Origin of the sequence: Cereibacter sphaeroides 2.4.1 (genome assembly GCF_000012905.2) — a bacterium.
GTDB lineage: Bacteria > Pseudomonadota > Alphaproteobacteria > Rhodobacterales > Rhodobacteraceae > Cereibacter_A > Cereibacter_A sphaeroides.
In genome coordinates this window covers 42,464-64,967 of sequence record NC_009007.1, presented here as the reverse complement: position 1 = coordinate 64,967, position 22,504 = coordinate 42,464, and the positions used below count along the sequence as shown (strand labels likewise).

Below are 22,504 nucleotides of genomic sequence, written 5' to 3'. Positions count from 1 at the left end.
AGATAGCTCGAGGGCAACCCCGCCGCCTCTCAGCGTGCCACATGGTCGGCGCCCTCGGGCGAGTACAGGCTGTCGTCCGATCCCACGAGGTCGGGATCGTCGTTGAAGGTGCGGCAGAGCGCGGGATGCGACCCGGCGCAGTGATAGCACTCGCGGTTGTTCTCCATCACCAGCTTCCAGTTCGCCTTCTCGAGGATCGAGGAGCGGTGCGCGACCTTCAGCTCGTCAAGCCGGTGCGGCGCGGCATAGCGGTCGGCGGCGGCCTTCACCTCCGAGAAATCGGTCGGATCCGCGGCGAGGCAGAGGAAGACCATGCCCGCGGCGATCTCGCAGGCGACGGGCTTCAGCCCGTGGCGGGCGGGCTCGAATTCCGGGCCCATGTCGCGGGCCCAGAGCAGCCGCCCGTCCGTCTCTGTAGGTCCATTGATGATAGGGGCAGACCAGCTTCGCCGCATGGCCCGAGGGTTTCGAGCAGATGCGTCTCCCGCGTTGGCGCCAGCAATTTCGTCCGCGGGGCCTCATGCTGAAGGGGAAAGGGGCCATCGTGCCTCAGGCCTGAGCTGCACCGCATATGCATCGGACAAGTCAAGGATCGTTGACATGGAGGACTGCACCAGCTGGGTTTCCATGGGCAGGAATTCCGGATTATCGCGCAGGCGTTCCTGACCATCCGGTCAAATGACGGAAATCGGCCGCCCGGCAATTCATCAGAAGCCCGATCGGTTCATCCTGGACCCGGTCCATCAGATGCCGGGGTTGAACCAGAGAGGCCACGCGTCACCCAACAACGCCGTGATCATTCCTTTGCCCTGCGGCCGAACCTGTGGGCACGGACAAGTCCTTCGTAATCCAACTCGCGGCTATAATCGAGGATATGGACCCGAATCATCTCGGTCACCGCGGCCCGGTCGCCTGCGCGCAGCGCATCCAGCACGTCGTCATGTTCCCGCGCGATGGATTCGATGGGCTTCTGCAGCGTCGAGAGGCCGAAGATGATGGTCAGCTGCCGCGACAACGGCTCCCAGCTTTGCAGCAGCACACCATTGCCCGAGATCTTGCACAGGGTGCGGTGGAATTCCGTGTCCAGCCGCGCGACTCCAAAGGAATCGCCAGCCGCCACTGCGGCATGCAATTCCCGCACCCGGGCCTCAAGCGGGCTCAGAATGTCGGGATGCTCCGGCTTGAGATCAAGGACCTCGTGGGCCGCAAGCGTTTCCAATGCGTTACGCACCTTGAGGATCTTCTCCAGCCGGTCGGCTGAGACATCCATGAGCCGCATGCCGCGATAGCGCTCGTTCACCACGATGCCCTGGCTCTCGAGGATCCGAAGCGCCTCGCGCACCGGGACGCGGCTGACATTCAGCGCGCGGGCCACCTCGGCCTCGACGATCCGGTCGCCGGGCAGGAACGCACCGGTGGCGGTGGCCTCGACAATCGCATCCACCACTTGGTCCACCAGGGTGCGGGCCTCCAGCGGCGCAAGCCGGGGAAGGGCATCAGTTCCGGGTTGTGTGTCTTTCGCGTGCATCTCTTGACTCGAACTTCTTGACTGCATGATAGCATTGTATACGATCATACGATAGCTGAGTTTTACCATGCCGTCCATCCTGGACAGATGCCGGCAGTTCAGCACCGACAAGTCCGCCCATAACAGAGAGGAACGCGGAATGCCAAAAATCAGCCTCTGGCGCATGCTTATGGCCACGGGTGCGGCGCTGTTCATCGGTTTGAGCGCCAGCACCGCGGATGCCCAGAGCATGGGCGGCGATCTGATCGTGGCCCAGGCCTCCAATCCGCCCAGCCTGGATGCGATGGTCACCACCTCGCAGATGTCGCGCAACATCACGATGAACATCTACGAGACCCTGTACGGCTTCTCGGACTCCATCGTGCCGATCCCGATCCTTGCCACCGGGGTCGAGATCTCGGAGGACGGGCTCACCTACAGGTTTCCGCTGCGCGCCGGGGTCAAGTTCCACAACGGCAAGGAGATGGGGGCCGAGGATGTCCGTGCCTCGCTGGAGCGCTACAAGGCGATCGGCGGGACCGCCTCGATGCTGGCGGGAGTGACGAGCATCGAGGCCAGCGGGCCGCTCGAGGTCACGCTGACCATGGAGAAGCCCTTTCCCGGTTTCCTCGAAGCCTTTGCCTCTCCCCGCGCCCCGGCCGTCATCATTCCCGCCGAAGAGGCCGGAAAGCCCGCGAACGAGATCGCGGTGATCGGCACCGGCCCCTACAAATTCGTCGAATATGTCCCCGACAGCCACGTCCGGCTGGAGCGGTTCGCCGATTACGCCGCGGATGAGACCCATGCCGATATCGACGGCTTCGGCGGCAAGAAGACCGCCTATCTCGACAGCGTCACCTTCCGCGTCATCCCGGAGCCGGGGGCAGCGGTGGCGGCGCTCGAGGCCGGCGAGGTCCAGCTGCTGGAGCAGATCCCGGTGCCGACCGCGAGGCGTCTGGCCGGCAACAGCGAGATGAAGGTCTATGAGAACAGCCCCTGGGCCTTCCTCGTCTTCATTTTCAACCTCAACGAAGCGCCGGCCGACAATCCGAAATTCCGCGAGGCGGTGCAGATCGCGCTGAACTCCGAGGAGATCATGGCGATCGCCACCGAAGGGCTGTTCAACCTCTACCATGGCTGGATGTATGAGGGGACGACCTATGACGCGGGCGAGATCGGCAAGGACCGCTACAACGTCGCCGATCTCGACCGCGCCCGGGCGCTGCTGGCCGAGGCGGGCTATTCCGGCCAGCCCTTCACCATCCTGACCGATACCCAGGGCCCCGAGCGCAACAAGGCGGCGGTCGTGATCGCCGAGCAGCTGCGCGCCATCGGCGTGAATGTGGTCATCAATCAGGTCGACTGGCCGACGGCGTTGCAGATCCGTCTGCAGGACACCGGCTGGTCGGCCTGGACGCTGACCATGGGGATCGAGCCCTATCTGGGGCCGGAGGCGCTGATCTCCACCTTCGCCGGACCGGCCACCCATTTCCGAAAGGCCGACCCGGAACTGGATGCGCTCTATGCCGAACTGGTCGACACGGCCGATCTGACTGCGCGCAAGGCGGTCTTCGCCCGCATCCAGCAGCGCCTGGACACCTTTGCCCCGGTCATAAAACTGGGGGAGACCGGGCTGATGCAGGCATCGAGCGCCAAGGTCGAAGGCTTCCGTCCCTTCCGCTTCCCGCGCGTCTACAACGTCTGGTTCGCCGACTGAGTGACCGGCCCGGGCGCGGCCGATGCGCGCCCGGGCACAGCCAATGGCGCGGGCGACCCACCGCCCGTCAGGACAGGAGAATGACAGTGCTGAGGTTTCTGATCCGACGGATGGTCAGCGCGGTTCCGGTGCTTTTCGTGGTATCGCTGGTGACCTTTGCCATCATCGCCATCGTGCCGGGCGATGTGACGGCCGAGCTTGCAGGGGCCGAGGCCACCGCCGAGCAGCGCGCCGTGATCCGCGACCAGCTGGGATTGAACCAGCCGCTGTATCAGCAGGCGCTGCGCTGGTACGGCAACCTGCTGCAGGGCGATCTGGGGCATTCCTATCTGCTGAACATGTCGGTCACCGATGCGGTGCTGGAACGGCTGCCCGTCACGCTGTCGCTGGCCGGGCTGGCGCTGGTGCTGGCGGTGGTCCTCGGCGTGCTGCTGGGTGTGCTGGCGGCGATCCGGCATGACAGCTGGGTCGATCAGGGCACGATGTCGGTGGCGCTGATCGGCCTTTCGGTGCCGGATTTCTGGCTCGGGCTGATCATGATTTCGGTCTTTTCGGTGGGGCTCGCCTGGTTCCCGACCGGCGGCTATGTGCCTTTCTCCGAGGATGCGCTCGGCTGGGCGCGCTCGATGGCGCTGCCGTCCCTGGCGCTGGCCTTCACCCAGATGGGGGTGATCGCCCGGATGACGCGCTCCTCGATGCTCGAGGTGATGGGGCAGGACTATATCCGCACCGCCCGTGCCAAGGGCATGCGGCGCCATACGGTGGTCTTCAAACATGCGCTGCGCAATGCGCTGGTGCCGGTCATCACCGTGATCGGCGTGATGACCGGGGTGCTGCTCGGTGGCGCGGTGGTGATCGAGTCCGTCTTCTCTCTCCCGGGGGTGGGCCGTCTGATCATCGGCGCAATCCAGCGCCGCGATTTCCCGATCATTCAGGGCGGGCTGCTCATCACCGCTTCGCTCTTCGTCTTCGTCAATATTCTGGTGGATCTGGCCTATGGCTGGTTCGACCCGCGGGTGCGCAATGACCGATAGTTCTCTCGATCCGACCGCCGGCGGCCCGGCCGCCCCTCGCTCGGCCCGGCTGACCGCCGCCGGGGCGCTGCTGCGCCGGCTGTTCCGCCACCGCTCGTTCCAGATCGGCTTCGCCTTCTTTGCCCTGATCGTGCTGATGGCGCTGCTGGCCGATCTGATCGCGCCCTACGATCCGAACAAGAACAATTACCGTGCCCTGCTGATGCCGCCCTCGGCGCAGCACTGGTTCGGCACCGACGTCTTCGGCCGCGATATCCTGAGCCGGGTGATCCATGGCACGCGGATCTCGCTGGGGATCGGACTGGCGGTGGTGCTGGCCACCGGAATAATGGGGATCGTGCTGGGGCTGCTGGCCGGCTATGTCCGCTGGCTCGACAACGGGCTGATGCGGGTGATGGACGGGCTGATGGCCTTTCCCGGGGTGCTGCTGGCCATCGCGCTGGCGGCCGCCCTCGGTCCCTCGCTGATGAATGCGGTGATTGCGCTGACCATCACCTTCACGCCGCGCACCGCCCGCATCATGCGGGCCAGCGTGCTTGTGATCCGCGAATTGCCCTATGTCGAGGCGGCCGTGGCCGTCGGAGCCGGGCATATGCGCATCGTGCTGCGCTATATCCTCGCCAACGCGCTCTCTCCGCTGATCGTGCAGCTGACCTTTGTCTTTGCGGTGTCGATCCTGGCCGAGGCGATCCTCAGCTTCCTCGGAGTAGGACCCCCGCCGCCCGCCCCCTCGCTGGGCAATATCATCTCCGACGGCCGCACCTATCTGCAGGAAGCCGGCTGGATCGCCTTCTTCCCCGGTCTGGTGATCGCCCTGGCGGTGCTGGGACTGAACCTGATGGGCGACGGGTTGCGCGATGTGCTGGACCCGCGGATGCGTGCCCGCCGCTCATGAGGACGGGAGACATGCAGGAAAAGACCGTCCTCATCACGGCGGCCGGGCAGGGCATCGGCCGCGCCTGCGCCGAGCGTTTCCTGGCCGCCGGCGCGCGGGTATTGGCCAGCGACCGCGATGCGCGGCTTCTGGATGGGCTGGCGGCCGAGTGCCATGCGCTCGATGTGCGCGACGGGGCGGCGGTGGAGGCCCTGGTCGCGGGGCTCGGCCCGGTCGATGTGCTCGTGAACTGCGCCGGCGTCGTGCATGGCGGCACGATACTCGATCAGACCGAGGCCGAGCTGGATCTGGCGCTGGACATCAACCTCAGGGGCACGATCCGCACCATTCGGGCGGTGCTGCCCGGAATGCTGGCGGCGGGCTCGGGCAGTATCGTCAACATCGCCTCGGTGGTCAGCAGCCTCAAGGGGGCGCCCGACCGCTGCGTCTATGGCACCAGCAAGGCGGCGGTGATCGGATTGACCAAATCGGTTGCAGCGGATTTCGTTTCGAGAGGCATCCGCTGCAATGCGATCTGCCCCGGAACCGTCGAGAGCCCCAGCCTGCGCGAGAGGCTCGGCGCCACAGGCGATGCGGAGGCCGCCCGTGCGGCCTTCGTTGCCCGCCAGCCGATGGGTCGGCTGGGCACGCCGGAAGAGATCGCCGATCTCGCGCTCTGGCTGGCCTGTTCGGGCTATACGACAGGGCAGGCCATCGCGATCGATGGCGGCTGGACGATCTGACCGACGGCCGCCCTTCTGCAAGACAAACGGCCCCGAGAGCATGTCTCCGGGGCCGTTCCGCCGTCAGCCCGTTCCGAGACATCGCGCGTGACGCAATAGCCGGCGACAGGCGCCGTGGCATTGGCGCGTGCCGCCATGGCCGATGACGCCGTCCGGCCCGACTTCCCGGCCGGTCTTGCGCGCGTCGCAGGATCGGCATCGTGTCCTCCGGGCCGCAGATGGTGCCCGTCGCCTTCATGAAGATCGCCGGCCCGGCCGGAACCGCCGGACCGGCTTCGGCGGCGTGGTCGGTTCGGTTCACCCCGATGCAGATGACCTGCCCCCCGCGCCCGGCACGGGGGCCTGTGCGAGGAGTGCCCGCAACCGCGGGCAAGGCCGCAGGGCCGAGGGCGCGGAGCCGCGCCCGCCCCGCGGGCCGCGGCGCCGCTCCGGCGATGTCATCGACCCAGTCCAGAGAGCGCGCGCAGCGCGCCATCGGCATCGAGCCTTCCGGGCGTCTCCTGCCCTGCGGGCCCGTCTCCGACAGGTTTCATGTCACTCTCTCAATAGGTGGCCCGGCCGCCGGAGAGATCGAAGACGGCACCGGTGGTAAAGCTGTTCTCGGCACTGGCCAGCCACGCGATCATCGCCGCGGCCTCGTCCAGATCCAGAAAGCGGCCGCGCGGGATGCGCGACAGCATGTAGTCGATGTGGCTCTGCGCCATCTGGTCGAAGATCTGCGTGCGGGCGGCGGCCGGGGTCACGCAATTGACGGCGATATCCTGGCCGGCGACCTCCTTGCCCAGCGATTTGGTCAAAGCGATGACCCCGGCCTTCGAGGCCGAATAGGCGGCCGCATTGGGATTGCCTTCCTTGCCGGCGATCGAGGCGACCGTGACGATGCGCCCGTATCCGTGGGCCTTCATGCCGGGCACCACCGCCTTGCAGCAATGGAAGACACCGTTCAGGTTGATATCGATGATGCGGTGCCATTCCTCGACCGGGTAGTCGGCGACCGGCGCATTGCTGCCGGCGATGCCCGCGTTGGCGATCAGGATGTCGATCCGGCCGCCCGTGGCTTCGGTGGCGTCGGCGGCGGCCTTTACCGCCGTGAAATCCACCTGATCCACCACCTGAAAGAAGCTGTTCCCGCCCAGTTCGGCCGCCGTCGCCGCGGCCCGCCCGGCGTCGCGGTCCCACAGGCAGACCCGCGCCCCCGAGGCGATCAGCCGCTCGGCCACGGCGCGCCCGATCCCCTGCGCGCCGCCCGTCACCACGGCCACGCGGCCGGCCAGATCGATCTGGTTCATCGTCGTCCTCCCTTTGCCTGTTCAGGCGCTGAAGAATTTCTCCGGGTCGGGCGTATAGCGCGCCAGCAGTGCCGGATCGGGGCTGACGCCGAGGCCGGGCAGATCGGGGATCGCCAGCATGCCCTCGGCATCGAGGGCGAAGGGGCGTGTGGTCAGCCGGTCGACATAGGCCGAGCCGCCGATATATTCGACCAGCGTGCAGTCGGGCATGGCGGCGGCCAGCTGCAGATCGGCCGCCAGACCGAAGGCGGTGTTCCAGCCGTGGCCCACGTAGCGGATGCCGAAATCGCGCGCCATCCAAGCGATGCGGCGCTGCTCGCTGATGCCGCCGACCTTCGTCACATCGGGCTGCACGATGTCGAAGGCGCCGCGCACCAGCCAGGGGGCGAAGCTCTGGCGCCGCGTCAGCACCTCGCCGCCGGCGATCGGCACCGGGCTCATACGACGCAAGGCGATGAAATCCTCGATCGCATCGGGCGGCAGCGCTTCCTCGAACCAGCCGACATCGTAGTCGGCCAGCATGGCGGCGGTGTTCATCGCCCATTTCAGACCGTTCGGCCAATAGGCATCCGAGGCCCCGGCATCGACAAGAAGCTGGGCATCCGTACCGACCGCGGTGCGGGCCGCGTCGATGATGGCGCGGTCGAGTCCGGCATCGCCGCGCCGGCCGAACGGCCCCCAGCCGATCTTGAAGGCGCGGAACCCCGCCGCGCGGTGCGGGGCGATCACCGCTTCCATCCGCTCGGGCATGTCCATCAGCAGCGAGCAATAGGGCTGCACCCGGTCGCGGTGCCGCCCGCCCAGGAGCCGCCCCACCGACAGGCCGGTGGCCTGGCCAAGGATGTCCCACATGGCGATATCGATGCCGCTGATCGTGTGGGTGATCGAGCCACCGCGCCCCATCCAGAAGGTGTTCTGGTGCAGTTTCTCGGCGATGCGGTCGGGTTCCAGCGCATTCTCGCCCAGCAGCAGCGGTGTCAGAACATCCGCCGCCGCCTGTACCAGCGCGCCATTGGTGAAGACGCTGCCATAGCCCGAGATGCCGGCATCCGTGTGCAGTGCGATCAGCGCATGCACGCTGTCGTCCGCCTTGATCTCATGGCTCCACCCGCCCTGCGGACTCTCGCCCAGCAGGGGGGCGACGCGCACGGCAGTGATGCGGGCCGGCGCAAGGCTGCGCGGGGCGAAGGCGGTGGATGTCATCTGCAAAAACCTCTTGCGCGGAAATCTGGATCGAGGGCGGCGGCTGCCTTGACAACCGTATTATCGTATACAATCTTGCGAAACAAGAGAGTTTGGGAGGGACCGATGGCCAACTCTGAGGCGAAGAGCCGGATTGCCTGTGACATCGACTTCGACAGGGACGGGCGGCAGGCCGGCTACGCCCGCGCGCCGCTGTCTCGCAACAATTCCGGCTGGGGCACGGTCGAGATCCCGATCACCGTGGTGAAGAACGGCAGCGGTCCGACGGTGCTGCTGACAGGCGGCGTGCATGGCGATGAATATGAAGGTCAGATCGCGATTTCCGACCTTGCCCGCCGCCTGCGTCCCGAAGAGGTGCAGGGCCGCGTCATCATGTTGCCGGCGGTGAACATGCCGGCGATCCAGTCGGACACCCGCCTTTCGCCCGTCGACGGCCGGGACATCAACCGCTGCTTCCCGGGCGATCCCCGGGGCACGTTCAGCCAGATGCTGGCGCATTTTCTGGACTCGGTGATCCTGCCGATGGCCGATATCTCGGTCGACATGCACACGGCGGGGCATTCCTACGACTCGACCCCCTCGACCAACATGCACTACCTTGCGGATCCGGCGCTGCGGGCCCGGACACTGGCTGCCGCCGAAGCCTTCGGTGCGCCGCACAATGTCGTTTTCGGCGGTGTGGACGAGGGCTCGACCTTCACCTCCTGCGTCGAAAGGCGCGGCATCGTCTCGCTCGGCACCGAACTGGGCGGATGGGGCCGGGTGAACATCGAGGGCGTGCGGATCGGCAAGCGCGGTATCCTCAATGTCCTGAAGCACATGGGCGTCATCGAGGGCACGCCCGAGACGGCGCAGCGCGGGGGCGCGGCCGGCACCCGGCACATGATGGTGCGCGAGGCGGATGCCTATGTCATGGCCCCGCGCACAGGCCTCTTCGAGCCGACGCATTATGTGGGCGAAGAGGTCCGGACGGGCGAGACCGCCGGCTGGATCCACTTCGTCGAGGATGTCGATACCGCCCCGCTCGAACTTCTCTATCGGCGCGACGGGATCGTCTGGTTCGGAGCCGGCCCCGGCCGTGTCACCCGGGGCGATGCCGTCGCGGTGGTGATGGAAGACTACAACGACACCTGGCCCCAACACTGAATCACCGGAGCGCCGCCATGCCCGCCATCCTGATCGTCGAATGCATGCAGGAGATTTCCTCCTTCAATCCGGTGCCGTCCGACTATGAGCTGTTCCATATCGAGGAGGGGGAGGATCTCTTCCAGCATCGCGGCCGCAACACCGCCATCGGCGGCGCGCTCTCGGTGCTCGAGGCCACGCCCGGCGTCACGCTGATCCCGACCGTTGCCGCCCGCGCCGACAGTGCCGGCATCCTGTCGGCCGAGGGCTGGGCGCGGCTGTCGGCGCAGATCCTCGACCGGGTGCGGGCGGGGGTGGGCGGCGCGGACGCCATCTATGTCAGCTTGCACGGGGCCATGGGGGCAGTGGGTGAGCCCGATCCGGAGGGCTGGCTGCTCGCGCAGATCCGCGCGCTTGCCGGACCGGATCGGCCGATCATCATCTCGCTCGATCTGCACGGCATCCTGACCGAGCGGATGATTGCACAGGTGGATGGCATCGCCGTCTATCACACCTATCCGCATGTCGATTTCGCCGATACCGGCGCGCGTGCGGCGCGGCTTCTGCTGGACCGGCTGACAGCCCGCCGCCCCGCCAGCATCGTCCGGGCGGTGATCCCGGCGCTGGTGCGCGGCGACGAACTGATCACCGCGACCGGCTGCTACGGCGACCTGATCCGCGAATGCCGGCGTCTCGAAGCCGATGGCATGGTGCTGGCGGCCGGCCTGATGATCGGCAATCCCTTCACCGATGCGCCGGAACTCTGCTCTCAGGTCGTCCTCACCACGGATGACCCTCTGCGGGGCCGGGCCGAGGCCGAGCGGCTGGCCGCGGCATTCTGGGCCCTGCGCCATCGCATGCAGGGCCGTCTGATCGGTCTTTCCGACGCCGTTGCCGAAGCGCGGACACTGACCGGCCCGGTCGTGTTCACCGATGCAGCCGACGCGACCTCCTCGGGGGCGAGCGGCGATTCGAATGCCATCCTGCGCGGGCTGCTGGCTGCGGACTATCCGGGTCGGGTGCTGGCGCAGATCGTCGATCCGCAGGCCGCCGAGGCCGCCCACAGGGCCGGGGTGGGGGCCGAGATCCCGGTCACGCTCGGCGGGCGGATGGATCCTGCGCGTTTCACGCCGCTGGAGGTCACTGCGCGGGTGCGGCTCCTGTCGGACGGCCTGACCCGGCTCGAGACCATGAAGACACCGCTGAACGCCGGGCGCTGCGCCGTGCTCGAATTCGGCACCGTCACCGTCGTCGCGATGAGCCTGCCCGCCATGCTCTTCGACCGGGCGATCTACTACGCCAACGGGCTGGATCCGGCCGATTTCGACCTGATCGTGGTCAAGTCGCCCCATACCGAACACCACATGTATGACGCCTGGGTCACCCGCAACTTCAACATCGACACGCCGGGATCGACCTCGGCGGATCTGGCCAGCCTCGGGCACCGGATCTGCGCCCGGCCGATGTTCCCGCTCGATCCCCTGACCGATTTCACCCCGCGCGCGACGGCCCATCTGCGCGCAGACCGGAGCTGACATGAAGATCGATGCCGTCGACCTTTTCTATCTGTCGATGCCCGAGGTGACCGATGCCGCCGATGGCAGTCAGGATGCGCTGCTGGTCCGGGTGGCGGCCGGCGGACATATCGGCTGGGGCGAGTGCGAAGCGGCGCCGCTGCCCTCGATCGCCGCCTTCGTCTGTCCGAAATCGCACGGTGTCTGCCGTCCGGTCTCGGACTCCGTGCTCGGTCAGCGGCTGGACGGGCCGGACGATATCGCCCGCATTGCGGCGCTGGTCGGCTATAACTCGATGGACCTGCTGCAGGCGCCGCATATGCTGTCGGGGATCGAGATGGCGCTGTGGGATCTGCTGGGCCGCAGGCTCTCGGCCCCGGCATGGGCCCTGCTGGGCTACAGCGCCAGCCATGGCAAGAGGCCCTACGCCTCGCTGCTGTTCGGCGATACGCCGCAGGAGACACTCGAGCGGGCCCGCGCCGCGCGGCGCGATGGCTTTGCAGCCGTCAAATTCGGCTGGGGTCCGATCGGGCGCGGCACTGTGGCGGCGGACGCCGATCAGATCATGGCCGCGCGCGAAGGGCTGGGCCCGGACGGGGACCTGATGGTCGATGTCGGCCAGATCTTCGGAGAGGATGTCGAGGCTGCCGCTGCGCGCCTGCCGACGCTCGATGCCGCCGGGGTGCTCTGGCTCGAAGAGCCGTTCGATGCGGGCGCGCTGGCCGCCCATGCCGCTCTGGCCGGGCGCGGTGCCCGTGTCCGCATCGCCGGCGGCGAGGCGGCGCACAACTTCCATATGGCGCAGCATCTGATGGATTACGGCCGTATCGGCTTCATCCAGATCGACTGCGGCCGCATCGGAGGGCTCGGTCCGGCGAAGCGGGTGGCCGATGCGGCGCAGGCGCGCGGCATCACCTATGTCAACCATACCTTCACCTCGCATCTGGCGCTCTCCGCCTCGTTGCAGCCCTTTGCCGGGCTCGAGGCCGACCGCATCTGCGAATATCCCGCCGCCCCGCAGCAACTGGCGCTCGATATCACCGGCGATCACATCCGGCCCGATGCCGAGGGGTTGATCCGGGCTCCGGAAGCACCGGGGCTGGGGCTGCAGGTGGCTGCGTCCGCGCTGCGCCGCTACCTGGTCGAGACCGAGATCCGCATCGGCGGACAGCTGATCTACCGCACGCCGCAGCTTTGAACCGAGAAAATTCCTTGTAAGAATCGTATAATCGTATACGATCAAGCCCATGACCCAACATGCCCCTTCCCCTGCCTCCCCCGCTGCCGGACCGGCCCCGCTGCTGGAAGTGGCGGATCTCTCGGTCAGCATCGGCGGCGTGCCGATCATCAACAAGGTCTCGTTGACCCTGAACGAGGGCGAGGTCGTCGGGCTGGTCGGGGAATCCGGCAGCGGCAAGAGCGTCTCGTCCCTGGCGATCATGCGCCTGCTGCCGAAGGAGGCCGCGATCACCGCCAGCCGGTTGCGCCTTCTGGGCGAGGATCTGTTGCAGGCGACCGAGCGGCGCTGCGAGCAGCTGCGCGGCAGCGCCATCGCCATGATCTTTCAGGAACCGATGACGGCGCTCAATCCGGTGCTGACGGTGGGCGAGCAGATCATCGAGACAGTGATCCGCCACGAAGGGGTCGGTCGCCGTGTGGCGCGCGCCCGTGCCATCGACGCTCTGGGGCGGGTCGGCATTCCGGCGGCGGCGCAGCGTGTCGATGACTATCCGCATCAGATGTCGGGCGGCATGCGGCAACGCGCGATGATTGCCGTGGCGCTGGCCTGCCAGCCGCGGGTCCTGATCGCCGACGAGCCGACCACCGCGCTCGATGTCACCATTCAAGCCCAGATCCTCGAGTTGTTGCAGGATCTGCAGGAAGAGTACCGGATGGGTACGGTGATGATCACCCATGACCTCGGGGTCGTCTCGTCCTTCGCCGACCGGGTGATGATCATGTATTCCGGCCGGGTGATCGAAGAGGCGCCGGCCGGTGCGGTCTTCGATGCGCCGCGCCATCCCTATACCCGCGGGCTGCTGGCCTCCATCCCCTCCAGCGAGGTGGACACCGACCGGCTCTATGCGATCCCCGGGACGGTGCCGCCGGCTTTCGATCCACCGCCGGGCTGCCGTTTCGAGCCGCGCTGTGCCCATGCCGCCGCCGGCTGCCGCCTTGCCCAACCAGCGCTGCTGGCATGCGGTCCCGACCATCGCGCCGCCTGCCTGCGGCTGGACGAGATCACTCCTGCAGGAGCCCCGTGATGCAAGACCCTCTTCCCCCGCTGCTGCGTGTGCAGGATCTGCGCAAGGAATTCTCCTCGGGAGGCGGCTGGCTCGGCGGGGCGCCCCGGGTCGTGCGGGCGGTCGACAGGGTCTCGTTCGACGTGCGGGCCGGGGAAACGCTCGGTGTCGTGGGTGAAAGCGGCTGCGGCAAGACCACGCTCGGCCGCATGGTGCTGCGGCTGCTCGAGGCCACGTCGGGGAAGGTCGAGTTCGACGGTACCGATCTGGGCGGGCTGGACGCCGCCCGGATGCGCGCCATGCGCCGCAACATGCAGATCATCTTTCAGGACCCGTTCGGAGCGTTGAATCCGCGCATGACGGTGGGCGAGCTGATTGTCGAGCCGCTGGTCATCCATGGCGTCGGCACACCGGCCTCCCGGCAGGCCCGGCTCGATGAGCTGCTAGATCTGGTCGGGCTTGCTCCTTACCATGCGGCGCGCTTCGCCCATGAGTTCTCGGGCGGGCAACGCCAGCGGATCTGCATCGCCCGCGCCCTGGCGCTGAACCCGCGCTTCATCGTCTGCGACGAGGCGGCTTCGGCGCTGGATGTCTCGATTCAGGCACAGATCCTCAATCTGCTGCAGGATCTCAAGCAAAGCCTCGGGCTGACCTATCTGTTCATCAGCCACGATCTCGGCGTGATCCGGCATATCTCTGACAGGGTGATGGTGATGTATCTCGGGCAGGTGGTCGAGATGGGCAGCAAGCATCAGATCTTTGACGCGCCCTCGCATCCCTATACGGCGGCGCTGCTGCGGGCATCGCCGTCGCGCAATCGCGGCAAGACGCGCTTTGCCGCGATCAAGGGCGATCTTCCCAGCCCGGCCAATCCGCCGCCCGGCTGCCGCTTCCACACCCGCTGCCCGCTGGCGCAACCGGTATGCAGGACCACACCGCCACCGCTGATGCCTGTTGAAGCCCCTGGCCAGTTCGCCGCCTGCCATTTCCCCGGCAGCGATCGTGCCTCCCTGGATCCTGGCAAGACTGTCGGCGCCATGGGAGGGTGACGACATGTCGAGGTGGGCGCGCTGATCGGCAGGATCTTCCGTGATCCCCGGAAGGGTCCATCGGATAAGGGTCTGTCAGGCGCCCCGAGGCGTCATTATCCCGACCGGCACCACCCGGGGGCTGCCGGCTCAACGTGGCCGCTGTTGCGCGTCCCGGACCGAGGGCCGCTCGGCAGGCTTTACTGCTCCGCTCGCACCGGCCGATCCGCAGGGGCCTGGCCGCCGGCAGCGAGGCTGCCCCGGATCCCGCGGTCCTGCCTCCGCCGCGCGGGTGGCGGCGGATCAGCCGCCGAGCAGGGTCAGGGCGATCCGGCCGGGAGGGGCCGGGCCCATGGAGCCCAGATCGGCGCGGATCAGGAAGGTCTTGATCAGGGTCTCGCGCTTGTCCTCCGCGGCGAATTGCGAGGCCGATCCGCTGCCGAACATCCGCGCCGTCCTGTCCTGGTAGATCTCGACCTGGCGGTCGAGATCGAGAGCCGCGAATTCTCTGGGCAGGCCGAAGGCGCCGTCGAACACCGCCCGGAGCGAGGTGGAGCCCAGCACGCTGAACCATTTGGCCTCCTCGCTCATGTCGTCGGAGGCGAGCGTCGCCATCTCGTGATCGAGGGTGAGGGCGAGGCCCAGGTTGGCGTCGACCTCGCCGATCGCCGCCTCGAAGCTCTGCGTGCGATATTGCCCGGCGATCCGGTCGGCGAAGCCCGCCGTCCCCGTCCCGGCCCCCGAGGCCCCGCCGAAGTCGAAGGCCTTGGCGAGGGCCAGCCAGCGCTTGTCCGAGAGCCGGTTCGCGAGCGCCCCCTTGTCGGCCGCCCCCTCGTTCAGGACCTTGCGGATCAGCGCCTTGCCGTTGATGGCCTCCCCCAGCCCGAAGGCGCCGAGCGCCACCTTGAGCAGCCGATAGTCGGAGACGAGATCCTCGGGGGTGCGGACCGTGCCGATCTTTTCGGCGAAATAGGCGACCTCCCGCTGGACCTGCTGGCTCTGGTCGTGGCTGTCGCGCTGACGCTCCATCGTGCGGCCGAGGAACCGCCAGCCGGCATAGCCTGTCAGAGGCAGGACCGGCTGGAAGCTCATCGGTCGCCCGCCACCGCGAAGAGCCGGGCCTCCCGCGGCAGCAGGCTGCGGAGCGCCTTCAGGATCTGGTAGTGATGACCCGCCAGCACCGCCTCGGTCGCCACGCCGAGCTGGGCGCGGCTGTCGGGATCGGTCAGGACCTGGCTCAGCTGCTCGATCCCGCGCAGCAGTTGCGGCTTCATGTCCTCGAAGGTCGCATCGCCCGACAGGACGAGCTGGGCCATGTAGCAGATCCGCCGGACCGGCGTGTTGGCCTCTTCGGGGCGGATCGCGTCGCGCTGGCGCAGGATGACGGAATTGGGCGTCATGACCGTGATCCGCGAGCGGCGGTCGCCGTTCTCGATCACCGCGCCGTTGATCATCACCCGTTCGCCCGGCCCGAGCCGGAGGACGAGGCCGCTCATGATCCGCCTCCCTGTCCGGCGAGCCCGCGCATCACCGCCCTGTTGATGTCGACGAGCAGGCCGGTGTCGGCCCGGTGTGCCAGTACCCGCGCGGAATGCTGCTGGACGATCTCGTAGAGATAGAAGATCCGCGCCCGCAGATCGCGCGGAAGCTCGTTGTCGGGATGCGCCACATCGAGGGCGAAGCGCAGCCAGAGCTTGCGGTTCTGCTCGATCGCCTGGGCGAGGGCGGGAAAGGCCAGGGCGTCGTGGCGGTCGGTCTCCTTCAGGAGGGCTGTGACCTTGGCCAGAAGCGCATATTCGGTCGAGCGCGGCGTGCGGGCCGAACCCTGGCGCGCCGCGCTGTAGGCGGTTCGGGCCATCGTGGAAGCATTCACGTTCTGTCCTTCCGTGTCAGGGAGCGTCTTGCTCTACCGGGGGGACCGGAGCGCGAGGCTCCGGCCCGGCGGGCTCACTTGAACAGCGTCAGGATGTTCTGCGGCGCCTGGTTGGCGATCGACAGCGACTGGGTGGCCAGCTGCTGCTGGACCTGAAGCGCCTGCAGCTTGGCCGAGGCCGCCTCCATGTCGGCATCGACCATCGAGCCGATCCCGTTCTTGAGCGAGTCGACGAGCTTGCTCACGAAGCCCTTCTGGTCGGTCACGCGCGAGGCGGCGGCGCCGAGGGTGGCGGCGCCCTGGATCGCGGTGTCGATCAGCGCCTCGATCTCGCCCACCGCCGTCAGGGCGGAGGCCTTGTCGGCCACGGCGGTGACGCCGGCCGCATTGACGTTGGCCTCGAAGTCGGGGCCGGCCACGGTGATCGAGACGGCGCTGGTGGCCACCGTGCCGCTGGTGCGGTCGAGCGAGGCCAGCACGTCGTAGGCGGTGCCGCCCGACCCGTTGATGTCGGTCTTCAGCAGGGCGATCCCGTTGAGCTGCGAGCCGTTGATGACGGCGGTGATCTGGTCGCTCTTGGCGGTGATGGCGGCCTGCACCTTGGCGAAATCGGCCGTGTCGTTGGCCGCGCCCGCGGCCAGATCCTTCATCTCCTTGAGAAGGCTGACCACCTGTTCGGCACCGGTCACGCCCACGGCGAGGGTCGATTCGGCCACGGCCAGCTGGTCGCCGATGACCTTGAAGCTCGAGGCGTCGGTCTCCATCACCTTGGCGATCGACCAGATCGCGGCATTGTCCTTGGCCGAGCCCACGGCCTTGCCGGTCGAGACCTCGTCCTGTGTCTTGGCGAGGCCGCTGTTGATGCTGCGCAGGGTCTGCAGCGCAACCATGGCGCTGGTGTTGGTCAGAATGCTGGACATTGCTGTCACCTTTCGAATGGACGCTCGGCGTCATTGGGTTCCGCCGCAGCAACTGCGGCGCGTCGAGTCGTTCTGACCCCGTGGTTCGCGGCCCTGCCGCTGCCACGCCGCCTCGGGAGATGCGCCCCGTGAGGCTTGCCCGAACCCGGTGAAGGATCCGCTAACGCGACCCCGTCGCCGGGGCGGGTCCTCCTTCTCATTTGTGCAAAATGAGCGGGATCCCGGGCGGGCCCGGCGGAGGCAGCGTGCGCCGGCTTCAGCGGGGCTTAGCGTCCCCCGTGGTTCCTTCTGCCCTGCCGGTCCGGCCCCGTCCCGGGGAGCGGGCCGCCCTGCCCCGCACCGCCGCTCGAGGCGCCTCGACGGAGCCCGCCGTCGCGGGGCCGACCATCCATTCCGAAGGAGAGTTTCATGGCCATCGATCCCGACCTCACCCCCCTTCTCGACGGGCTTTCGGCCCGCCTTGCGGCGCTCGAGGCCGCGCCCGCCGGCACCCCGGCCGATCTCCTCCCCGTCACGGTGCGGGTCTCGGCGCTCGAGGACCGGCTGTCGGCCATGGCCGTGGCGCTGGCCGCGACCGGCGCCTCCGGGCCCGACGGCAGCCCCGATCCGGTGACCCTGCCCACGGGCTACCGGCGCGCGGGCGATTTCCGCCGCGCCCGCGGGGATGCGGCCGACTGGGCGGTGGACGAGCTCATCATGACCACCTGGCTCGGCGGCGCGGGCACGATGGGCGATCCCTCGCTCTGCCAGTGGGAGAGCGCGGGATCGGTGCTCCTGAAACATGTGGACGGCACCCCGCCGCGCTCGGGCGTGCTGCAGCTCAACCGGCCCGCCCCAACCACCGGTCCCTGGGGCGCACTGCTCGAGGTGGTCGATCCGGGCGCCGTCTGCGCCTTCTTCACCTATGCCCGGACGGCCCGCGAGTTCGACTTCGAGCTGATCAAGAAGGACGGCCAGCCGGTCTGGGCGGTGGGCATCCACATGCCGAAGGCGGGCGGGGGCACGGTCTCGTCCGAGAAGGTGCTGGTGCCGCTCGCGGCGGGCGTCCACCGCTACGAGATCGCCCAGGATGCTGGGGCCGTGACCTTCCGGATCGACGGGGCGCAGGTCGCGCGCTTCACCCCGGCCGACGTGCCCGGCGCCACCTGGGAGATGGAGACGCCGATGCAGATCCTCTGCTCGGTCGAGCACCACGGCGCCTGGGCGGGCTGGGAGGCGGCCGACTATGCGGGCGGTGCCGCGCTGCGCCTCCACGCGCTGCGCGCCTGACGGCTCCCTGCCGCGGCCCCGGAGCGGGTCGCGGCAGGCTCAGGCCAGGAAGAAGGCCACCGTCATGGCCGCCCCCACCGCGACGATGGCGAGGCGCAGCGGGCCCGTCCGGCGGATCCTGCGCGCCAGATGCGCGCCCGCATAGCCGCCCACCGCCGTGGCCGCCGCCAGCACCAGCGCCTTGTCCCAGGCGATCAGCCCGGCCGAGGCGAAGGTCGCCACCGAGATCACCGACAGGAGCGCCGAGAGCAGGTTCTTCAGCCCGTTCATCGCATGCAGGTCGGTGAAGCCCACGAGGCCCAGCACCGCGAGCAGCATGATCCCGAGCCCGCCGTTGAAATAGCCGCCGTAGACCGCGACCGCGCAGAGCGCGAGGGCCGCGGGAAGCGGTCCTACCCCGCCTTGTCCCCGCGCCCGGATCGCCGCCAGCAGCCGCGGTCCCGCCGCAAAGAGGAGGGTCGCGGCCAGCAGGAGCCAGGGCACGATCCCCGTGAAGGCCTCGCCCGGCGTGACGAGGAGGAGCCCCGCCCCCACGAGCCCGCCCAGGGCCGAGACGCCGAGGATGGCGCGGAGCCCGAGCGCCCCTTCCGCCTGCAGCTCGCGCCGGAAGGCCCAGGCGCTGCCCACATAGCCCGGCATGGCCGTGAGGGTCGCCGTCGCATTGGCCATGACCGGCGGCACGCCGAGCCAGACGAGGGCGGGAAAGCTGAGGAAGGTGCCGCCGCCCGCCACGGCATTGAGGGCTCCGGCGAGAAGGCCTGTCAGGGTGAGGAGGGCGATGGCGAGCATGGAGAACCTCCGGAGGGGATCGGGATGGGCCGGGCGCGGCCGGGGCAGGATCAGGCGGGGCAGGATCAGGCGGGGCGGGAGCGGATGGGCCGGCGCGGGAAGCGAGAGGGCGGGATCGAACGGGAGCGGACGAACGTCTCTTGTCACGCCGCGGGATTGGTCTGCAAATTGGTCCGGACGGAGGGGCGCGATGCGGATGGGACGGCAGGAGGCGCGGGACCGGCTCTGGCGGATCCTCGAGGAGCGGGCCCCGGCCGCGGGCGACCGGCTGCCGCCCGAGCGCGCGCTCAAGGATCTGGTGGGCTGCAGCCGCGAGACGCTCCGGACGGCGCTGGCCGCGCTCGAGGCCGAGGGGCGGATCTGGCGCCATGTGGGACAGGGCACCTTCCGCGGCCGGGCGCCGCTCGGCCGGCCGGTGCGGGATGCGCTGCTGCTCGAGGCGGCGACGCCCGCCGATCTGATGGATGCGCGGCTGCTGCTCGAGCCGCCGGTGGCGGCGGCGGCCGCGGCGCGGCGGAGCGCCGAGGATGTGGCGCTCCTGCGGCGGCGGCTGGCCGAGGGGCGGGCCGCGCGCGACCGGGCCGCCTGCGAGCGGGCCGACGACGCCTTCCACCGCGCCATCGCCGAGGTGGCGCGCAATCCGCTGCTGATCGCGCTCCTGCGGCATTTCTCGGGCGCGCGCTGCCGGGCGGTCTGGCAGCGGGAATGGGACCGGACCTACCGCCGGGTGGGGGTCGAGGAATTCACCCATGCCCATGTCGACCAGCATGCCCGGGTGGTCGAGGCCATCGCCGCGGGCGACGGGCCGGCCGCGCACCGCGCAATGGCCACCCATCTGGCCACGATCTGCGCCGCCATGGGCCTGCCGCCGGCCCCGGAGGCGGCCGAGGGCTGACCCCGGCCCGCCGCAGGACCGCCGCTCCCGCCGCGACCGGAGCACTGGAGCCCCCGCGCGGGGCGCGCTAAGGTCGTTATGCATTCAGCATATATATCGGAGGGGCCGATGCCGGAGGGACTGAGGGGGGCGCTGACGGTCGAGCGGCCGGGACAGGCGCGGATGGGGGCGGAGCGGGTGGCGCTGCTCGCAGCCATCGGGCGCACGGGCTCGATCGCGGCGGCGGCGCGCGAGGTGGGCCTGTCCTACAAGGCGGCCTGGGATGCGGTGCAGGCGATGAACAACCTCTTCGCCCGCCCCGTCGTCACCGCGGCGCCCGGCGGACGGACGGGCGGCGGCGCCCTCGTCACGCCCGAGGGCGAGCAGGTGATCGCGGCCTTCGCCGCCATCGAGGACGGGCTCTCGCGCGTTCTGTCCACCCTCGAGACCCGCCTGGCCCTCCATCCCGCCGACATTCTCTGGAGCCTGATGATGAAGACCTCGGCCCGCAACGTCTACCGCTGCACCGTGACCGCCCTGACCCAGGGCGAGGTGAGCGCCGAAGTGCAGATGGATCTCGGCGGCGGCCAGATCCTCACCGCCGTCATCACCGAGCGCAGCCTGGCCGACATGGGCCTCAGTCCCGGCGCCGAGGTCTTCGCGCTGGTCAAGTCGAGCTTCGTGATCCTCGCCCGCGGCGACGAACTCGCGCAGCTCTCGGTGCGCAACCGTCTGGGCGGCACGGTCGCCAGCCGCACCGACGGGCAGGTGAACAGCGAGATCGTGCTGGATCTGGGCGGCGGCAAGACGCTCGCCGCCACCATCACCCGCGAGAGCGCCGAGACGCTGGCGCTGCAGCCGGGCGACCGGGCGACCGCGCTCGTGAAGGCGAGCCATGTGATCGTGGCGCTGCCCTGAGGGCCGCCCCCTTCCCTTCCCGTGACAGGACCCGTTCCCATGTTTCTTCTCGACGACCGCGCGCTCCTCGCGCTCCTGCAGGAAGACCTGCCCCATGGCGACCTGACCAGCCGGGCGCTCGGCATCGGGCCCGCGCCCGGGCGGCTCCGGATGGCCGCGCGCGATCCGATGGTGCTGGCGGGCGTCGAGGAGGCGGCGCGGATCTTCGCGCTTCTGGGCGCCCGGGCCGAGATCGCGGCGCCCTCGGGCGCCGAGCGGGCGCCGGGGGCGCCGATCCTCGCCGTCGAGGGCCCGGCCGAGGCGCTCTTCGCGGGCTGGAAGGTGGCGCAGACGCTGATGGAATGGGCCTCGGGGCTTGCCACCGCGGCCGGGGCCCTCGTCCGGGCCGCGGCCGAGGGCGCGCCCGGCACGGTGGTGGCCTGCACCCGCAAGACCGTGCCTGGCACGCGGGCGCTGGCCTTCAAGGCGGTGACGGCGGGGGGCGCCACGCTGCACCGCACCGGGCTGTCGGACACGGTGCTGCTCTTTCCCGAGCACAGCCCCTTCGCGGCGGGCGACCTGCGGGCGCAGCTCGCGCGGCTGCGTGCCGCCTGCCCCGAGAAGCACCTCGTGGTCGAGGTGACCTCGCTCGCCGCGGCCGAGGCTGCGGCGGAGGGCGGGGCGGATGTGATCCAGCTCGAGAAATTCCCGCCCGAGGCGGTGGCCGAGGCGGTGCGGGCGCTGGAGGGCCGCCCCGTGCGGATCGCCGCGGCGGGCGGCATCCATCCGGGCAATGCGGCGGCCTATGCCGCGGCCGGGGCGCAGGTGCTGGTGACCTCGGCGCCCTATCAGGCCCCGCCCCGGGACGTGGCGGTGACGCTGGAGCCCGCCTGAACGGTCGGGGAAGGCCCCGAAGGGCGCCCGTTCCGGCCCGGGGGAAGGCCCGGGGCCGCGCGGTCTCCGCCGTGCCGGGCGCGTGCCTTCCGTTCTGCGGGACGGTCATCCTCCGGTGCTGTCCGGGTTTGCCCGGCGAGAGCGCGGCCACCCGATCGCCAGAGGCATTCCGCGGGCGGCCTCCGCGGCTTTTGAAGCGTTCGCGGCGGCGCCCGCGGCGGCAGGCCGCGCCCGGACCCCGTTGCCGGGCCCCCGCCCGCGGGCGCAGCTTCGGCAAAGGGGCTTCTGGCACGCCCCCGGCCGCGGGAGCGCGGCCTGTCCATGGAAAGGAACCATCATGAAAATCAGCGCCCGCAACGTGCTCTCGGGGAAAGTGGTCGATGTGATCGCCGGCACCGTCACGAGCCATGTCCGCATCGATGTCGGCGGCACCATCATCACCGCGGCCATCACCAACGAGGCCGTGGAGGATCTGGCGCTCAAGGTGGGCGACGAGGCCTGTGCGATCATCAAATCCTCCGATGTGATGGTCGGCAAGTAAGCCCGCCCGGGTCCCGGGGACCCACGCAGCGGGGACGGTCCGATCCTCCTCGGGCGGCCGCCCGGACCTCGACCGGGGCGCCTTGTGGCGCCCCGTGCCGTTCCGGGAAGGCGCTTCCGGACCCGCGCCTTCCCCGATTCTCGCGCAGCGCCCAAGGGTTGGGCGGAATG

Annotated in this window: 23 protein-coding genes; 14 read left to right on the top strand and 9 right to left on the bottom strand. The window is 69.2% G+C overall.

Features of this window, described 5'->3' with window-relative positions; all coding sequences use genetic code 11:
* Positions 1-29: 29 nt before the first annotated feature.
* Both RSP_RS21715 and RSP_RS21710 read right to left on the bottom strand, forming a co-directional pair.
* A complete protein-coding gene (locus RSP_RS21715; RefSeq protein WP_227590697.1) occupies positions 30-380 on the bottom strand; it encodes an SRPBCC family protein in 351 nt (116 codons plus the stop codon).
* Positions 381-796: 416 nt separating this feature from the next.
* Positions 797-1,855 (bottom strand): GntR family transcriptional regulator, encoded by a 1,059-nt coding sequence (locus tag RSP_RS21710; protein ID WP_227590696.1) that lies wholly within the window; start codon positions 1,853-1,855, stop codon positions 797-799.
* Between RSP_RS21710 and RSP_RS21705 the strand changes: the two genes are divergently transcribed.
* From RSP_RS21705 to RSP_RS21690, 4 genes are all read left to right on the top strand, one after another.
* On the top strand, positions 1,812-3,224 hold the full coding sequence (locus RSP_RS21705; RefSeq protein ID WP_227590695.1) for an ABC transporter substrate-binding protein: 1,413 nt from the start codon (positions 1,812-1,814) through the stop codon (positions 3,222-3,224). The two genes, RSP_RS21710 and RSP_RS21705, sit on opposite strands and share 44 nt — an antisense overlap.
* Positions 3,225-3,304: 80 nt before the next feature.
* Positions 3,305-4,258 (top strand): ABC transporter permease, encoded by a 954-nt coding sequence (locus RSP_RS21700; RefSeq protein ID WP_011836213.1) that lies wholly within the window; start codon positions 3,305-3,307, stop codon positions 4,256-4,258.
* Positions 4,248-5,153: an ABC transporter permease gene (locus tag RSP_RS21695; RefSeq protein ID WP_002724711.1), complete on the top strand. Its 906-nt coding sequence runs from the start codon at positions 4,248-4,250 to the stop codon at positions 5,151-5,153. The genes RSP_RS21700 and RSP_RS21695 overlap by 11 nt, the downstream gene beginning before the upstream one ends.
* A gap of 11 nt (positions 5,154-5,164) precedes the next feature.
* On the top strand, positions 5,165-5,875 hold the full coding sequence (locus RSP_RS21690) for an SDR family oxidoreductase (protein ID WP_011836212.1): 711 nt from the start codon (positions 5,165-5,167) through the stop codon (positions 5,873-5,875).
* 542 nt (positions 5,876-6,417) lie between these two features.
* Here RSP_RS21690 and RSP_RS21685 read toward each other — a convergent pair.
* Both RSP_RS21685 and RSP_RS21680 read right to left on the bottom strand, forming a co-directional pair.
* The gene (locus RSP_RS21685) at positions 6,418-7,164 is read right to left on the bottom strand and encodes an SDR family NAD(P)-dependent oxidoreductase (protein WP_011836211.1); all 747 of its coding nucleotides are present in this window, start codon (positions 7,162-7,164) and stop codon (positions 6,418-6,420) included.
* A gap of 21 nt (positions 7,165-7,185) precedes the next feature.
* Entirely contained in the window at positions 7,186-8,367 is a 1,182-nt protein-coding gene (locus RSP_RS21680) for a mandelate racemase/muconate lactonizing enzyme family protein (protein WP_011836210.1), read from the bottom strand.
* A 105-nt stretch (positions 8,368-8,472) separates the two neighbouring features.
* Here RSP_RS21680 and RSP_RS21675 point away from each other — a divergent pair, with 105 nt between their 5' ends.
* Genes RSP_RS21675 through RSP_RS21655 form a run of 5 tightly spaced genes read left to right on the top strand, consistent with a single transcriptional unit; the run spans position 8,473 to position 14,298 of the window.
* Positions 8,473-9,513, top strand: a complete 1,041-nt coding sequence (locus RSP_RS21675) for a succinylglutamate desuccinylase/aspartoacylase family protein (protein WP_011836209.1) — start codon at positions 8,473-8,475, stop codon at positions 9,511-9,513.
* Positions 9,514-9,530: 17 nt separating this feature from the next.
* The gene (locus RSP_RS21670) at positions 9,531-11,027 is read left to right on the top strand and encodes a M81 family metallopeptidase (RefSeq protein WP_011836208.1); all 1,497 of its coding nucleotides are present in this window, start codon (positions 9,531-9,533) and stop codon (positions 11,025-11,027) included.
* 1 nt (position 11,028) lies between these two features.
* The gene (locus RSP_RS21665) at positions 11,029-12,204 is read left to right on the top strand and encodes a mandelate racemase/muconate lactonizing enzyme family protein (protein WP_011836207.1); all 1,176 of its coding nucleotides are present in this window, start codon (positions 11,029-11,031) and stop codon (positions 12,202-12,204) included.
* Between the two features lie 49 nt (positions 12,205-12,253).
* Entirely contained in the window at positions 12,254-13,270 is a 1,017-nt protein-coding gene (locus RSP_RS21660; protein ID WP_011836206.1) for an ABC transporter ATP-binding protein, read from the top strand.
* Positions 13,270-14,298, top strand: coding sequence for an ABC transporter ATP-binding protein (locus RSP_RS21655; RefSeq protein WP_011836205.1), 1,029 nt, complete (start codon positions 13,270-13,272; stop codon positions 14,296-14,298). Before RSP_RS21660 ends, RSP_RS21655 begins: the two co-directional genes overlap by 1 nt.
* Positions 14,299-14,580: 282 nt before the next feature.
* On the opposite strand, the gene RSP_RS21650 is transcribed toward RSP_RS21655, so the two are convergent.
* The 4 genes from RSP_RS21650 to RSP_RS21635 all read right to left on the bottom strand — a co-directional run bounded on the left by RSP_RS21650 (position 14,581) and on the right by RSP_RS21635 (position 17,070).
* Positions 14,581-15,369: a DUF1217 domain-containing protein gene (locus tag RSP_RS21650; RefSeq protein ID WP_011836204.1), complete on the bottom strand. Its 789-nt coding sequence runs from the start codon at positions 15,367-15,369 to the stop codon at positions 14,581-14,583.
* Entirely contained in the window at positions 15,366-15,773 is a 408-nt protein-coding gene (gene flbT, locus RSP_RS21645; protein ID WP_002724687.1) for a flagellar biosynthesis repressor FlbT, read from the bottom strand. Before flbT ends, RSP_RS21650 begins: the two co-directional genes overlap by 4 nt.
* Entirely contained in the window at positions 15,770-16,150 is a 381-nt protein-coding gene (flaF, locus tag RSP_RS21640) for a flagellar biosynthesis regulator FlaF (protein WP_012642306.1), read from the bottom strand. Before flaF ends, flbT begins: the two co-directional genes overlap by 4 nt.
* 74 nt (positions 16,151-16,224) lie before the next feature.
* A complete protein-coding gene (locus tag RSP_RS21635) occupies positions 16,225-17,070 on the bottom strand; it encodes a flagellin N-terminal helical domain-containing protein (protein ID WP_002724684.1) in 846 nt (281 codons plus the stop codon).
* A 408-nt stretch (positions 17,071-17,478) separates the two neighbouring features.
* Between RSP_RS21635 and RSP_RS21630 the strand changes: the two genes are divergently transcribed.
* Positions 17,479-18,339, top strand: coding sequence for a glycoside hydrolase family 16 protein (locus RSP_RS21630; RefSeq protein WP_011836203.1), 861 nt, complete (start codon positions 17,479-17,481; stop codon positions 18,337-18,339).
* Positions 18,340-18,378: 39 nt separating this feature from the next.
* On the opposite strand, the gene RSP_RS21625 is transcribed toward RSP_RS21630, so the two are convergent.
* Positions 18,379-19,128, bottom strand: a complete 750-nt coding sequence (locus tag RSP_RS21625) for a sulfite exporter TauE/SafE family protein (RefSeq protein WP_011836202.1) — start codon at positions 19,126-19,128, stop codon at positions 18,379-18,381.
* 190 nt (positions 19,129-19,318) lie between these two features.
* Between RSP_RS21625 and RSP_RS21620 the strand changes: the two genes are divergently transcribed.
* The 4 genes from RSP_RS21620 (at position 19,319) to RSP_RS21605 (ending at position 22,334) form a co-directional block, all read left to right on the top strand.
* Positions 19,319-20,023: a FadR/GntR family transcriptional regulator gene (locus RSP_RS21620; RefSeq protein WP_017140426.1), complete on the top strand. Its 705-nt coding sequence runs from the start codon at positions 19,319-19,321 to the stop codon at positions 20,021-20,023.
* 108 nt (positions 20,024-20,131) lie between these two features.
* Positions 20,132-20,920, top strand: a complete 789-nt coding sequence (locus RSP_RS21615; RefSeq protein WP_011836201.1) for a TOBE domain-containing protein — start codon at positions 20,132-20,134, stop codon at positions 20,918-20,920.
* Positions 20,921-20,959: 39 nt separating this feature from the next.
* A complete protein-coding gene (gene modD / locus RSP_RS21610) occupies positions 20,960-21,793 on the top strand; it encodes a ModD protein (protein ID WP_011836200.1) in 834 nt (277 codons plus the stop codon).
* A gap of 337 nt (positions 21,794-22,130) precedes the next feature.
* The gene (locus RSP_RS21605; RefSeq protein WP_002724678.1) at positions 22,131-22,334 is read left to right on the top strand and encodes a TOBE domain-containing protein; all 204 of its coding nucleotides are present in this window, start codon (positions 22,131-22,133) and stop codon (positions 22,332-22,334) included.
* The last annotated feature ends 170 nt before the right edge of the window (positions 22,335-22,504 follow it).

Coding starts and splice junctions, on each gene's coding strand:
- RSP_RS21715 (WP_227590697.1), bottom strand. CDS start 380: ATGGGCCCGGAATTCGAGCCCGCCCGCCACGGGCTGAAGCCCGTCGCC.
- RSP_RS21705 (WP_227590695.1), top strand. CDS start 1,812: ATGGTCACCACCTCGCAGATGTCGCGCAACATCACGATGAACATCTAC.
- RSP_RS21710 (WP_227590696.1), bottom strand. CDS start 1,855: ATGTTCATCGTGATGTTGCGCGACATCTGCGAGGTGGTGACCATCGCA.
- RSP_RS21700 (WP_011836213.1), top strand. CDS start 3,305: ATGACAGTGCTGAGGTTTCTGATCCGACGGATGGTCAGCGCGGTTCCG.
- RSP_RS21695 (WP_002724711.1), top strand. CDS start 4,248: ATGACCGATAGTTCTCTCGATCCGACCGCCGGCGGCCCGGCCGCCCCT.
- RSP_RS21690 (WP_011836212.1), top strand. CDS start 5,165: ATGCAGGAAAAGACCGTCCTCATCACGGCGGCCGGGCAGGGCATCGGC.
- RSP_RS21685 (WP_011836211.1), bottom strand. CDS start 7,164: ATGAACCAGATCGATCTGGCCGGCCGCGTGGCCGTGGTGACGGGCGGC.
- RSP_RS21680 (WP_011836210.1), bottom strand. CDS start 8,367: ATGACATCCACCGCCTTCGCCCCGCGCAGCCTTGCGCCGGCCCGCATC.
- RSP_RS21675 (WP_011836209.1), top strand. CDS start 8,473: ATGGCCAACTCTGAGGCGAAGAGCCGGATTGCCTGTGACATCGACTTC.
- RSP_RS21670 (WP_011836208.1), top strand. CDS start 9,531: ATGCCCGCCATCCTGATCGTCGAATGCATGCAGGAGATTTCCTCCTTC.
- RSP_RS21665 (WP_011836207.1), top strand. CDS start 11,029: ATGAAGATCGATGCCGTCGACCTTTTCTATCTGTCGATGCCCGAGGTG.
- RSP_RS21660 (WP_011836206.1), top strand. CDS start 12,254: ATGACCCAACATGCCCCTTCCCCTGCCTCCCCCGCTGCCGGACCGGCC.
- RSP_RS21655 (WP_011836205.1), top strand. CDS start 13,270: ATGCAAGACCCTCTTCCCCCGCTGCTGCGTGTGCAGGATCTGCGCAAG.
- RSP_RS21650 (WP_011836204.1), bottom strand. CDS start 15,369: ATGAGCTTCCAGCCGGTCCTGCCTCTGACAGGCTATGCCGGCTGGCGG.
- flbT (WP_002724687.1), bottom strand. CDS start 15,773: ATGAGCGGCCTCGTCCTCCGGCTCGGGCCGGGCGAACGGGTGATGATC.
- RSP_RS21635 (WP_002724684.1), bottom strand. CDS start 17,070: ATGTCCAGCATTCTGACCAACACCAGCGCCATGGTTGCGCTGCAGACC.
- RSP_RS21630 (WP_011836203.1), top strand. CDS start 17,479: ATGGCCATCGATCCCGACCTCACCCCCCTTCTCGACGGGCTTTCGGCC.
- RSP_RS21625 (WP_011836202.1), bottom strand. CDS start 19,128: ATGCTCGCCATCGCCCTCCTCACCCTGACAGGCCTTCTCGCCGGAGCC.
- RSP_RS21620 (WP_017140426.1), top strand. CDS start 19,319: ATGCGGATGGGACGGCAGGAGGCGCGGGACCGGCTCTGGCGGATCCTC.
- RSP_RS21615 (WP_011836201.1), top strand. CDS start 20,132: ATGCCGGAGGGACTGAGGGGGGCGCTGACGGTCGAGCGGCCGGGACAG.
- modD (WP_011836200.1), top strand. CDS start 20,960: ATGTTTCTTCTCGACGACCGCGCGCTCCTCGCGCTCCTGCAGGAAGAC.
- RSP_RS21605 (WP_002724678.1), top strand. CDS start 22,131: ATGAAAATCAGCGCCCGCAACGTGCTCTCGGGGAAAGTGGTCGATGTG.